At 61.6% G+C, this 13,316-nt stretch carries 8 protein-coding genes; 6 read left to right on the forward strand and 2 right to left on the reverse strand.

The window, feature by feature from the left end; translation table 11 throughout:
* The first annotated feature begins 35 nt into the window (after positions 1-35).
* From pilM to VGG64_30425, 5 genes are all read left to right on the forward strand, one after another.
* Positions 36-2,465, forward strand: coding sequence for a type IV pilus assembly protein PilM (gene pilM / locus VGG64_30405; protein ID HEY1603952.1), 2,430 nt, complete (start codon positions 36-38; stop codon positions 2,463-2,465).
* A 15-nt stretch (positions 2,466-2,480) separates the two neighbouring features.
* Positions 2,481-3,959, forward strand: coding sequence for a hypothetical protein (locus VGG64_30410; GenBank protein HEY1603953.1), 1,479 nt, complete (start codon positions 2,481-2,483; stop codon positions 3,957-3,959).
* Between the two features lie 89 nt (positions 3,960-4,048).
* The gene (locus VGG64_30415) at positions 4,049-5,875 is read left to right on the forward strand and encodes a hypothetical protein (GenBank protein HEY1603954.1); all 1,827 of its coding nucleotides are present in this window, start codon (positions 4,049-4,051) and stop codon (positions 5,873-5,875) included.
* A gap of 635 nt (positions 5,876-6,510) precedes the next feature.
* Complete coding sequence (locus VGG64_30420) at positions 6,511-10,527, forward strand: hypothetical protein (GenBank protein HEY1603955.1); 4,017 nt, start codon at positions 6,511-6,513, stop codon at positions 10,525-10,527.
* Between the two features lie 111 nt (positions 10,528-10,638).
* The gene (locus VGG64_30425) at positions 10,639-11,022 is read left to right on the forward strand and encodes a DUF423 domain-containing protein (GenBank protein HEY1603956.1); all 384 of its coding nucleotides are present in this window, start codon (positions 10,639-10,641) and stop codon (positions 11,020-11,022) included.
* 94 nt (positions 11,023-11,116) lie between these two features.
* Here the strand turns inward: VGG64_30425 and VGG64_30430 are convergent, their stop codons facing one another.
* Together VGG64_30430 and VGG64_30435 are read right to left on the reverse strand one after the other, a co-directional pair.
* A complete protein-coding gene (locus VGG64_30430) occupies positions 11,117-11,692 on the reverse strand; it encodes a sigma-70 family RNA polymerase sigma factor (GenBank protein HEY1603957.1) in 576 nt (191 codons plus the stop codon).
* Positions 11,693-11,852: 160 nt separating this feature from the next.
* A complete protein-coding gene (locus VGG64_30435; GenBank protein HEY1603958.1) occupies positions 11,853-12,161 on the reverse strand; it encodes a hypothetical protein in 309 nt (102 codons plus the stop codon).
* 473 nt (positions 12,162-12,634) lie between these two features.
* Between VGG64_30435 and VGG64_30440 the strand changes: the two genes are divergently transcribed.
* A partial coding sequence (locus tag VGG64_30440; protein HEY1603959.1) for an aldolase/citrate lyase family protein occupies positions 12,635-13,316 on the forward strand: 682 nt, incomplete at its 3' end.

Here is a 13,316-nt window from a genome sequence, read left to right on the forward strand (position 1 = left end):
TACCGCCGGGCGGATCAGAGCAAGGGATTACAGGAATGGCCAGAAGTGATGCCGTTTGGGGTATCGATATCGGCCAATGTGCGCTGAAGGCGTTGCGTTGTCGTCCGGGTGAAGACGCGGCGCATGTCGTGGCCGATGCGTTCGACTACGTCGAGTATCCCAAGATTCTCAGTCAGCCGGAGTCCGATCCGGTCGCCTTGGTGCAGGAGGCACTGACGCAGTTTCTGTCGCGCAACAGCGTGCGTGGTGATCGCGTGGCGGTATCGGTGCCAGGTCAAAACGGTCTGGCACGGTTCATCAAGCTGCCGCCGGTCGAGTCGAAGAAGATCCCGGACATCGTCAAGTACGAGGCGCGGCAGCAGATCCCCTTCGCTTTGGAAGACGTCGTCTGGGACTATCAGAAGATGGTCGGCGGCAGCGAGGAAGAAGGATTCGCACTCGAGACCGAGGTCGGTCTGTTCGCCATGAAGCGTGATCAGGTGTTTCGCGCTCTGAAGCCATTCACGGACGCGGGCATTGAAGTCGACGTCGTGCAGTTGACGCCGCTCGCGCTATACAACTACGTCGCCTTCGACCAGATGCAGGATATGCCGGCGCCGGCCGACTACGATCCCGACAATCCGCCCCCGTCGGTCGTGCTGTTGTCGCTAGGAACCGACTCGACCGATCTGGTGGTAACCAACGGGTTCCGCGTCTGGCAGCGCAGCGTGCCGATCGGCGGCAATCATTTCACCAAGGCGCTCACCAAGGAATTAAAGCTCACCTTTGCCACGGCCGAGCATTTGAAACGCAACGCGGCCAAGGCCGAGGACCCAAAGGCCCTGTTTCAGGCCATGCGTCCCGTCTTCAACGATCTGTTGACCGAGGTGCAGCGCTCGATCGGCTACTTCTCGAACATTGATCGCCGCGCCAAGATCGGCCGCGTGATGGCCCTGGGCAATGCTATGAAGCTGCCCGGCTTGCAGCGTTACCTGGCGCAGAACTTGGGCTTCGAGTTTTCGCGCGTCGAGGATTTTCGCGGTCTTACCGGGCCGACGGTCGTCGACGCTCCGGCATTCAAGGAGAACTTGCTCAGCTTCGGCGTCTGTTACGGCCTTGCACTGCAAGGGCTCAAAGAAGCCAAGATCAAAACCAATTTGCTGCCGCGCGAGATCATGAAGGATCGTATGATTCGCGCCAAGAAGCCGTGGGCCGTGGGTGCCGCGGCCGCGCTGTTGTTAGGCTGCACGCTCAGTTATCTCGGCTACTGGCGCGTCTGGAATAGCGTACGCCTGAAAGACTATTTTGAGTCAGCCGTCAGCATGGCCGATGGCGTCGTCAAGAAAGCCAAGGGATTCGATTCGAGCTTTAACGAAGCGAAACAGAAGTACACCAAGACGGGCGACGTGGGGCAAAGCCTTATCCCTTCGGTCGATCGCCGCGAGCGATGGCTGGAAGTATGGAAGGCAATAAACCTCTGCCTGCCCGTCGACGAAGGAGAGCCGGCTGCCGACGTTACCAAGCGCAAGACGCTGAACATCGTGTCGATCCAAGCCCAGCACATGGACGATGTCGCTCCTTGGTATACCTCGGTACAGAGTTTCGATCATGGAGTGCCGGTCGACGCACCGCCGCCGGCAGAACCAGTGGCAGCCGACCCCAACGATCCCAGTGCTCCTGCGGCCACGCCCGAGCCGGCGCCTGCCGCGGCGGCCGATGCGAGCGCTTCATCGACAGGACCGACCGGTGCCGGCTGGATCATTCAGCTGCGGGGCCACCACTTTCACAACGATCAGCGCGATCCCATCAATAGCAGCGAGAATTATGTCAAGAAAACGCTGATCAAGAATCTCAAGGCCGGCAAGATTCCGCTCCCCGCAACAGACCGTGTCGCAGGCGGACCGGAAGAGATCGACATGACGAAGCTAGGCTTTGCCTTCCCCGTCGTGCTTCCTTCCGAGGGGCAATACTACCGCGTGGACTGGGATTACTCAGTCGACAAAGAAGACGAGGCAGGAGACGGCGCGGCCGAGGCTGTTGCGCCCACCAAGGGTGGCCAGGCCGTAAACCCGATCAAGCGCCGCCCTGCACCGCGGTGCGATTTCCTTGTTGAGTTGGTATGGCTCGACGAGCCGCCGAAAGAAGAGCCTGCGGCCGGAGCCGAAGAAGGCGCCGCGGCTACTGCGGAAGGCGCACCGCCCGCCGTCGCGCCGGCTGCACCCGCCGATGCGACTCCGGCTGAAACACCGCCGGCAGATGCCGTTCCCCCCGTCGAGGGCGCCGTACCTGCTGTCGAGGCGCCTGCGGCCGCGACGGAACCGAGCGACCAGCCCATGCCCCCCGCGGAGAACCCGCCGCCAGCCGCCGAAACGCCGGACGGCACGACGACACCTCCACCTGCGACCGACGCAGCCCCAGCGGGCACAGCCCCGGCCGCCCCGGCGACGGCCCCCGCGCCGCCGGCAGTTGCGCCACCGAACCCTTAGTCCAGGCACGCCACTATGGATCAGGTCAAAGTCTATCTTCGCCTGCTTAAGAAGCATCACTTCTGGGTGCTGTGCTCGATTGCTGCGATAATAGGTTTCCTCTGCTGGTGGTCGGGAACGAACAGCGTTGCGAATGAGACCAAAAGCAACGAAGGAATTGTCAAAGGGTCTGATAGTGCGCTATCGGGCGTCGACAAAGAATCGCGCCCTCCCAACGGCAGCTTTTCCGCGGGGGTTGCCGCCCGTGATGATGAGCTGAAGCAGAAGGTGCTCGCCGAGTGGAAGCAGCGCTATGACGAGCAGCAAAAGCTGTTCAGCTGGCCCGCGGATGTCGCCGAAGATATGGCGAGACTCAAGCCCGACTCGCCGATTGGGGACACTGTTCGTCGACTTTACAAGAATTTGGTTTTTCCCAAGGTGCTGGTCGACAAAGTTTTTCTTACGGCCGACTATCGACGGCCGGTCGAGGTACCCTCGGAGGAAGAGCCTGCGACCGAAGGCGAGGCAAAACCTGCCGCGGATGCGGCACCCGGCAGATCGCTGGCTGCGGCTGCGACCAGCGGCCCCACGATCGAGATGGAAGGGTTGGTTGTGTGGAACCCGGCGCATCGAGCGGCGCTCGAGCAGCGTTACAACTTCAAAGCCAATCCAGCGACTCCCACAACTATGAGCATCCGCTTGGCGCAGGAAGATGTGTGGATGCTGGAGAATCTTGCCAAAGTCATTCGGCAGACCAACGAGGGAGCTTTGGACATTATCGCGGTGCCCATCAAGCGCATCGACACGCTCGAGATCGCACAGTGGGCAATTAACGACGCGGTGGCCGGTAGTCCCAGAGTTTTTGTCGAAAAAACGGATGGCGGGGGCACGTCTGCCGCCGGAATGGGAGCAGCCAGTTTAAGTGCCGGCGGGACAGCGGGGCCAGAGGTTGCAGCCGACGCTTCGCAGGAGGAAAAGGAAAAAGCCTCGGACGAAGAACTGCTGAACGGTCGCTACATCGGCGATACCGGCGTGCCTTTGACGGCAGCCGAGCAACCGTATGCGGAATTCCGGCTGATGTTTGTCCGCATGCGCGTCGTCATTGACCAGCGGAAAATTCCCCAATTGCTGGTGAATTGCGCCAACGCTCCCATTCCCATCGAAGTCGTCCGCTGCACCATGTTCGATCCACTTGTATCCTCGGGGGGAACCCCCGGTGCCAGCCCGGCGGCCGGTGGTGGACTACGCGGTATGGGAGGCGGCGGGGCGGGGCCACAGCCGGCCCAGCAGAACGCCGGCGGAGGAAAGAACGACGACATCGAGCCCAACCCCCAGGATGTGACGTTCGAGGTCTGCGGCTTGGTGCAACTCTATAATCCTCCGGATGAGACCAAGCTAGGCACCGGCACAGCAGCCGATCCGGGCAAACGCCCCAACGGCGTGCCCACAGCCGGGGTAAAAACACCAAGAAACTTTATTGGCTCGACGACTGGTGGTGCGGGAGGCCTGCGATAGTCCAGCTGCCTCTGTGATGTGATCGAGTCTAGGCAATGACTTGTCGGGGTTCAACGGGATCGGGCGCGGCGCAGGAGTGAGAGCAGATTATGAAATTCAAAATTAAGAAGATCGACAAAGCGCAGGCCGTCGAACTGCTTTCGGCGCACGTGGAGAAGGCGGTCTTCGGGGTCTTCATTCTCGGCTTCCTGATGTTTTTCGTGGGCGCCCTGAAACAGAGCCCGTATCCCAAGACACCCCTGCAACTCAACGGTGATGCGCAACGCGTCAGCAGCAAGGTCGATAGCTCGACATTCGATCCTGCGACCGACGTGCCGGTCGTCAAAGATCTGCCCAAGGCCGAGGAGGTCGCGGCGAGGTGGGATACGCGCGAGTCGTGGAACCGGCCGATCTCGGACAGCAAAAAACGCCGCCCCGAGCCTAAGTATCTGGCCCTGCAAGACGTACACGTGGCCACAGGCTACGGCGCGATTCCTATTCGTGTTGCCAACGACGATCCTGCTGCCGCTGCCGCCGTCGCCCCGCGCGCTGCTGCGGCACCGCCACCCGGCGGCGGGCTTGAGGAACTAAAGCGCAACGCGGGACGTGGTGGCTTAGGAGCGGGGGCCCGGCCCGGCGGCCTTGGCGCTCCCGGCTTAGGCGGCGCCCCTGCAGCCGCGGCACCCAGTGGCAGCACGCTCAAGGGCATGCAATGGGCCGTCATCACGGGGTTGGTACCATTTGCCAATCAGTTGAAGGAGTATCGGAGCGCTTTTCGTGACGTGCGCTATGCCAATGATCAGCTGGATTTTCCCCAATACGATTCGTTCGAAATTGAGCGGGCCGAGGTTTTGCCCGATAGCGCCGCGGTTGACGATGCGAAGATGAAATGGGTGGTCATCGATCGCAAACGCACCGCTGATCTGGAAGCGACGTTTACTCAAACGGGCACCGATCCCGTCGATCCGGTGTTTGAAGATCCGGCGATCTGCCGGCCGCTCCCCTACATCAACGGAAAAGAACATGACAAGTCCGTGGCGCATCCCAAGATTCCAGTAGGCGCGCAGAATCTAGGAGCGGGGCAGGCCAACGTTGTCGGAGCCCGCGCGGCGCCCGCTGCGGGTGTTGGTCTGCGCGCGGTGGCGGCTGGAGCTGCGGGGCGTAATGGTCTTATGGGTAGCCTGGGCGGCGCTCGGGCAGAAAGTGTGCAGACGGGTCCAAAAGTCGAATATAAGCTGTTCCGCTTCTTCGATTACACCGTACATCCGGGTAAATCGTACAGGTATCGTGTCAAACTGGTGCTGGCCAATCCCAACTACAAAGTCGCGCAGCAGTACTTGGCGAATGGCCAGTCGACCAAGGGGCCCACGAGAGATGCTGCTTGGAGTGAGATTTCGCCAGAAGTGGCGATTCCGCGCGGATTCAGCTTGCTAGCCGGTGGCGTGAAAAAAGCGAGTGGACTAGCCGAGCAGAAGATTGAAGTGCTGGTACGGATGTGGGATCCGAAGGAAGCTGTCGACGCTTCGCGCGTGGCCGAGCTGATTCGCGGTCAGGTCGCCAATTTTCCGACCGAAGACACCCCCATCGAATTCAACCTCGTCAAGCCGATCACATTCAAGACCGACACGCTGGTATTGGACATGACCGGGGGAGATTCCATTCCCAACGCAACGCGAACCAAGGGGCCTGGTCAATTGTTGGTGATGGAACCTGGCGGTCGGCTGGCCGTGAAGAGCGAGTTAGCGGATTTAGATACGTATGAGAGCACCAAGGTCCGATTGAAAGAGTTGAAAGACCAGCAGGACGCCGCTAAGTCCACGGATTCCGCGGAAGAAGCGGATGACAAGCCGAAGAAGAAAAAGAAGACCGAGGCCGCCGGTGGCGGCGGCTTGCGCGGCGCCGCCGAAGCGGCGGGCAAGGGCCGGCGGAATCCGTAGTAATGCAAGTTTCTCTTGAAAGCGTGTCGCGCCACCGGGTGGTAATCTGCAGCGTGCTTTCGGGCCGCTAATGCGGCGCCCGCTTGTGCTGTCGCTTACTGCAGGCGCCCGCGGTCGCTTCGCAGCAGCAATATCAGGGCGGCTCGGGGGCGGGGACTGTCATCCGCGTCCCTCTCATTCTTCGCCACTCTTCCTGGTGGCTCTGTCTTGCCCGGACCATCAGCTTGCTTTGCTAGCATGCGGCGCTAGCGGGGTCCGCGAAATTCCGCGTTACGGCCTGTTTTGATTCAAGTGATATTGACCGCCAACCGGCCTGCGGGTACTTAACCGCCTCTCTTCTTCCGAGTTCAAGTTCCATGTCAGTCTGCGAGCCACGGCTCACCGCGGTGGCTCATTGTCCGAGCATACGATTACGCTGGTTATGCACCGGCCAAGGTGCTGGTCGGCCTTAGCTAACCAGCGATGTTGTAAATCGGCGCAGCAACTTAGCCGCCCCCGTTCCCGATCATTCGGCGTTCAAAATGAATCCAATGTGTAATCGCACCTTGATGGCTACCCCTCAGTCGCGTCCGCAAGTCCGCGGCTTTCAGTCTTGGGCCTCTATGGTCAAGCGACTCCCTGTGAAGGAGAGCGTGTTGAAAGCGACGCCTCAATTCGTCGTGGGCATGCTGCTAGCGGCCCTCTCGTTCAGTGCCTTGTGTCAAACTGCCAGCGGTCATCCGGCCACTGTCGTGGCGTGGACCGGCATGGCGGCGGTTGGCCAAAGCGGCGCACGCAATGCTGATCCGAAACGCGAGGTGGCCTCGCTGTTGGCACGGGCACGCAAGGCGATGGCCGAAGCAGACTGGGAGACGGCCGAGACGCTGATCTCGAAGGCCGACGCCCAGCACGTGCAATTCGGCAAGCTGTACTTTGGAGACACGCCCGAGAAGGCCCGTCGCGAGCTGGAACATCTTCGTCCCCTGGACCGCGCCCCCGGACAAAAGGAAGGGTCGTCGCACAAGCGTTCCGATGCGCTGTCGCAGATTCCGCCCGCAGAGCAGGCGCTCGGCGCGAACCGAAAAAGTGGCGCTTCCGCTCAGCTGCCCGTGGCGCAGTCGCAGGCCGAGCAGAAATCGAGCCGCGCCCGGTTGAACAATGCGCGCGGTCAGGCATCGCAGCGCAACGAGCAAGCGTTTCCGCCGATGGGCGAGCGGTCCCCCGCGGGTGCAACCAATCCGTTCGAGGCGGTCGATCGTGCCGAGGCCCAAGCGGCGATGGTCACACGTCTGCCGGCCACGACGCCGCCAGTGGCGATGCCCCCCGTCGAATCGGTGCCTGCGGAGATCGCCGCGGGGCTGGAGAATGCGGTCAGTGTGGGTGTGCAGAATGCCGTGGGGGGCGACCCCAGCCGGGCCCAGAGCGACAGGTTGCTGTTAGCATCTCGCAAGGCCATGGCCGTGGGAGATGCGACGCAGGCCGCGCGCCTGGTGGCGCAGGCCAAGGCGTTGGGCGTGGCCTACGACCTGCACGAAGACAACCCGGCGAAAGTCGAGGCAACGATTCAGAAAGCAGCCGAGCTGGCGAAACTGGCCGCCAATAAAGAGTCTGAGGGCTATCGCCGTAAACATGCCGAGCTGCTGATGTCGCAAGCCGAGACCCTGCTGTTGTGGCGTGAGTATGACGATGCGGAGCGACTGGCGAACGACGCTTCGCGCCTGCCGGTCGCTTACGGACCATTCGATGCCAAGCCGGACGATCTGCTCGGCCGCGTGGCCGCGGCACGACGACGTAGCGGACGATTCAAGGACAATGCGGTCTCTCCCGCGGGACTAGATGTCCCCGCGGAGAGCAATTTTGCCGCCTCACCGAGCAGAGCGACCATTCAGCAACCCGCAGCCGGCGCACGCGCGCCAGGCATGCCCGGTGTAGCGGCCGCTCGTCCCGCCGGTGCCGCGCAGCGGGCCATTTACGATTCCTCGCGCGATACGACGCAAAACATTCCCGTTACCGCCACCGATTCTCGTGCAGGCGCGACCGAAGATCTGTTCCGCATCCCTGACGATACCAGTGTGGGCGCCAAGCGCGTCAGCGGCGAGGTGCCGGCCGAAATCAGCGATGAAGAGACTGCTCCTCCCGCGCAAAGCAGCGTGCAGATCGTGCCCGAGAAGGTCCCGGTTCCTCTCGAACCATCGGTCGGCTCGCTTTTGAAGAAAACGACGGTCGACCAGCAAGTGCTGGCGCGCAAGGTCATCGCCGACCTTGCCGCGCAGCGCAGTGAAGCCAAGCGGTTGCAGACCGGCGATCCGAAGCGGTCGCTGGAAATCCTGCAACAAGCCCGCGTAATGGTCGAAAAATCCGGTCTGGACCAGGAAACACGCGACCGTTTGCTGCGCAGCGCCGATCGCGGCATTGCCGACGCCGAACAATACATCGAGACCAATCGTCCGCGGATCGAGCTGGAAGATCGCAACAGGGCCGTCAAGGACGAAATCGATCGCGAACAGAAGGTCAAAGTCGAAGTGCAGGAGAAGTTGGCCTACGAGGTCGACCAGTTCAACAAACTCGTGGACGAGCAGCGGTATGCCGAGGCCGAGGTCGTGGCCAAGCGGGCCATGGAGATGGCGCCGCACGAGGCAGTCGTCCAGCAGCTCCAATTGCAAGCACGGTTCCTGCGCCGCCTGGCGAACACCAAGGGAATTCAAGCCGACAAAGAAGACGGCTTCGTCGAAGCGATGAACTCAATCGACGCGGCAGCCACGCCGTTCGACGATCGGAATCCGATCCGCTTCACCGACGTCGACAAATGGAACAAGCTGAGCCAGAGCCCGTACCGTAAGAAGCTCGAAGGCCGGTCGCATCGCAGCGAGAAAGAAATCGAAATCGACAAGAGCCTGAAGACCCCCGTCTCGCTCAAATTCCATGATGCTCCGCTGAGCGAGGTGATGGACCATCTGAAGACCCTGGCGGGCGTGAACATTCATTTGGATCCGCGCGGGCTGGCGGCCGAGGGAATGACGAGCGACACGCCGGTGAATATCGATCTGACCGAGCCCATTTCTTTGAAGAGCGCGTTGAACCTGATCCTGGAACCGCTGCACCTCAGCTACATCGTTAAGAACGAGGTGCTGAATATCACCAGCGAGGAAATGCGGGACGGCGAGGTCTATACCGACACTTACAACGTGGGCGATCTGATCGTGCCGATCCCCAACTTCACGCCCGATGGCAACATGGGTTTGACCGGGGCCCTCAACAGTGCCCAGGCCAATGCCCGCGCCGGCATGGTGGGGGGCGTCTACTCGGGCGACGTGCCCTTGGCGGTCGCCAGCGCCAGCGGGGCCAATACGAACGCCGTCATGGATCCGCGCGTGTTGGCGCAGATGGCCAGCATGGGGGCGCCCATGGCCAGCGTGGGCCAGCCTGGCGGTGGAGGCCCCGGCGGATTGAGCGGCGGCGCGCAGCCGGATTTCGACAGCCTGATCGATTTGATCGTGCAGACGATCCAACCGGAGAGTTGGGATGCCAACGGCGGCCCCGGCACGATCACGCGATTCCAGAACAACTTGAGCCTGGTGATCAGCCAGAAACAGGACGTACACGAGGAGATCGCGCAACTGTTGTCACAATTGCGTCGTCTGCACGACTTGCAGGTGACGATCGAAGTTCGCTTTATCACGCTCAACGACAACTTCTTTGAGCGTATCGGCGTCGACTTCCAGATGAGCTTGCAAGATTTTGCCCCGGCCACCTTGGTCGGGTCGTCAAACGTGGGCACGCTGGGCCAAGGCCCCGCACTGCAGAGCTACGATCCGCAGCTGACACAGGCCACGTCGGCTACGGTCGGTACGCAGGGTGCCGGGCTGAATCAGTTCACAGACAATTTGAATATCGACCTGAGCCAGGGAAGCTTTACGGCCGCGGTTCCGCAGTTCGGCTCTTACTCGGCCGGCACCGGTGCCACGCTGGGCTTCGCCATCCTCAGCGACATCGAAGCCTATTTCTTCATCGAAGCTTCGCAAGGCGACCGCCGCAGCAACGTGCTGCAGGCCCCGAAAGTAACGCTCTTCAATGGCCAGCAGGCTTTCGTATCGGATACTTCGCAAAGCCCGTTCGTGATCAGCGTGATCCCCGTCGTGGGCGATTTCGCCGCGGCACAGCAACCGGTGATCGTGGTGCTCTCGGAAGGAACGATGCTAACCGTGCAGGCGGTCGTGTCCGAGGACCGGCGCTTCGTGCGATTGACCTTGGTGCCGTTCTTCAGCAGCATCGGGGCCGTGAATACATTTACCTTCACGGGCTCCAGCAGTTCGACATCGAACAGTGCCTCGCAAGGTGCCACCGACAACACGACCGGCCGATCCAACGCGACAACCACGGTGACCGAGGGTACGACGGTCCAGTTGCCGACGTTCTCCTTCGTCAGCGTGAGTACCACGGTCAGCGTGCCTGACGGCGGTACCGTCTTGCTGGGCGGCGTAAAGCGGTTGAGCGAAGGCCGCAACGAATTCGGCGTACCTATCCTCAACAAGATTCCGTACATCAACCGCTTGTTCCAAAACACCGCGATCGGCCGGCAATCCGAAAGTTTGATGATGATGGTCACGCCGCGAATCATCATCCAAGAAGAGGAAGAGTTTAATCTGACCGGCCAGAACCCACCGAATCCGTAAACGGGGGGCTCGACCTCCAGAGTGCGGAAATTCCTGCGGCTCCCGCTAAGAGCGGCGCGCGGCTAGAATGCCGGCCGGGCAGTCCCTGTGAACCTGGCCTGGAGCGTGCGCGTGTCCCCTCGTACTTGGATCATACTCGGCGCGATCTTTGGCGCGCTGGCGGTAGGCACCGGCGCCTTTGGCGCTCACGGCCTCAAGGACCGCCTGGCTGCGTCTGGGCGTGGGGAGGTTTACGAGACAGCCGCGCGTTACCAGATGTATCACGCACTGGCGCTGGTGCTGGTCGGCCTGTTGGCACTGCACAGTTCGTCTGTCTGCTTGAACGTGGCAGGCGCGTGCTTCGTGGCGGGCATCTTGGTCTTTTCGGGCCTGCTGTATGCCTTGGCGCTCGGCGGACCTAAGATCCTGGGCGCAATTGTGCCGCTAGGAGGCACGGCCTTTATCGCGGGCTGGGTGGCCCTGGCAGTGGCTGGCCTGATGCTGACAAAAAAATAGCCCGGACCGCGCGGCGTTGCGGCCGAACGATCCGGGCTTGAATCACGCCCGCGACTGCTTGCTTGCCGGCATTGCCGGCCGTGCGGCAGGGCGCTTACGCCGGTGCCAACTCCTCCAACTCACGGGCGAGCCGCTTGCGGGCCACGTGCAATCGGCGCTTGATGGTGCCGATCGGCGAATGGAACGCATCGCTCATCTCGACCAACGACTGGCCCTGAACGTAGAACGCCTCTAACGTCTCGCGATCCAGATCGCGCAGTCGCCGCAATCCGGCGCGAACCTGGCCGGCTCGCTCGTTATCGAGCGCCACGGACAACGGCGTGCACCGCTCGATACAAGTTGCTTCCAGCGTCTCACGATCAGTGGGTATCACAGGTCCACCGCGTAGCGACCGGTTGATCGCCATCCGCGTGGTGATCTGGCGCAGCCAGCCGCCGAAGCATTCGGGCTCGCGCAATTGGCTGATCTTGCGCATGGCCTGCACGAACACCTCCTGCGTCAGTTCCTGCGCCTCGGCGTGATTCCGCAAGCGACGCAAGGCGATGCCGTACACGGCCCGCTCGAAACGCTCGACCAACTGGCCGAACGCCTCGCGGTTGCCGCGCTGCGCGGAGCGTACCTGGGCTGCTAACAGGACCTTTTCTCGTGTTGCTTCGGTCAGAACGATCATGGCTCTCTCCGTGAAAAACCGTGCACACGCACGGTGCAAAGGATCAGGTAACGCATCCGGATCGTGCGGAAAGGAACGAAAAACGATCCTTCCCAGCGCGGCTCGGGCTGCCGTCCGGCGTCGTCAGACTGTCAGGTTCTTAGATTCGCTTGTGGCGGATTTAAGAACCGACCCTAACGACCGCAAGGTGCGGCATAACGCTGAGCGTATGCCAGCACCTCGACAGCCCACGCATACTGGAAACGACGAGATACAACGTCGTTTCCACGGCGTGGGCTGCGGCGGCTGCTGCCGGTTTCATGGCGCGCTTAAGCGCCCGCGTAAAACCGACTAGCACCTGCGAGAGATGCCCTGATGTGGGCTGCGCATGCGTCACGGTGCGCACCACATCAGCCGCGGCGACGACGATCCAATCCTGGCAATTTGCGAGGATGGCGATCTGCGTGTTGCGAATGATGTTGGTACGCATCTTAGGCTCCGTGCGCTGGGCGCTTTTGGAGAGAACGGAAAGAACGAAACTTTCTCCGGCGACGACAATCGACGCCGGACTAATCTGCTCGTTTCACTGGCCCGCGGGATCGAAAAGGACTGCCGCCCTCGGCGGCCTGTCATCATCGAAAAAACCGACGGCTAGTTAAGTAAGCCTGTCACGCTCCTGTCCCAAAGTCAATGCGGAACAAGAGCCCGACCGGCAGCTAGCGAACCAATTGCCCGCCGCATGCCTCATGGACAGTTCATCGGGAAAGAGGTTCGCCCAAAAATGCAAAATATTTCTGGTCGGCGACTGAGGATCCACCAATGGGCCCTGGCCGCTTGACGCTAAGGTCAACCACTGTCAGACTTTGCCTCATCGAAGTCCGCTCGTTTTCTCGGCCTGACCATGGGCCGATGGCTGGCGGCCAAAGCAGCCTTCCCGCCCCCCCCGACGTTGAGGACCAGACGATGAGTCGCTTTCGTGAGCTATTGGCCGCTGACAAACTGGTGCGGGTATTCGCTTTGGGTCGACTTACCCATCCGGTCACCATCGACATGTTCGGCCTGGCCGGCGGCTTTCACGGGTTCTGGCTCGATCAGGAGCATTGCGGTCTCAGCTATCAAGAGGTGCAGCTGGCCGCCGCCTGCGCACGGGCCAACAACTTCGATTGTTTTGTGCGCATGGCTCCGACCGACTATGCCCTGGTCACACAGAATCTCGAGGCGGGCGCGGGTGGCGTGATGGCCGCCCAAATCAAGTCGGCCGCCCATGCCGAGCAATTTGTCACCTGGGCCAAGTTCGCGCCGCGCGGATTGCGCGGACTGAACACTTCGGGGCGCGACGCCGACTACACCCACAAGTCGCAGCAACAATTTGCCACGGACGCCAATCGCGACCAGTTCCTGGCCATGCAAATCGAAACGTTGGGAGCGCTTGACGAGGTTGACGCGATCGCCGCCAATGACGCCGTCGATTTATTGTTCGTCGGACCCAGCGACCTCTCGCAGGCCATGGGCATTCTGGGCCAATTCTCGCATCCGCGGATGCTCGAAGCGCTCGACCACGTGGCGGCTGCCTGCCGACGACACGGCAAGCACTGGGGCACCGTGGCCCCCAACCCAGAATACACGCGCTGCTGCTACGACAAGG

It is taken from the genome of Pirellulales bacterium (genome assembly GCA_036490175.1).
Classification (GTDB): domain Bacteria; phylum Planctomycetota; class Planctomycetia; order Pirellulales; family JACPPG01; genus JACPPG01.

Coding starts and splice junctions, on each gene's coding strand:
- pilM (HEY1603952.1), top strand. CDS start 36: ATGGCCAGAAGTGATGCCGTTTGGGGTATCGATATCGGCCAATGTGCG.
- VGG64_30415 (HEY1603954.1), top strand. CDS start 4,049: ATGAAATTCAAAATTAAGAAGATCGACAAAGCGCAGGCCGTCGAACTG.
- VGG64_30410 (HEY1603953.1), top strand. CDS start 2,481: ATGGATCAGGTCAAAGTCTATCTTCGCCTGCTTAAGAAGCATCACTTC.
- VGG64_30430 (HEY1603957.1), bottom strand. CDS start 11,692: ATGATCGTTCTGACCGAAGCAACACGAGAAAAGGTCCTGTTAGCAGCC.
- VGG64_30435 (HEY1603958.1), bottom strand. CDS start 12,161: ATGCGTACCAACATCATTCGCAACACGCAGATCGCCATCCTCGCAAAT.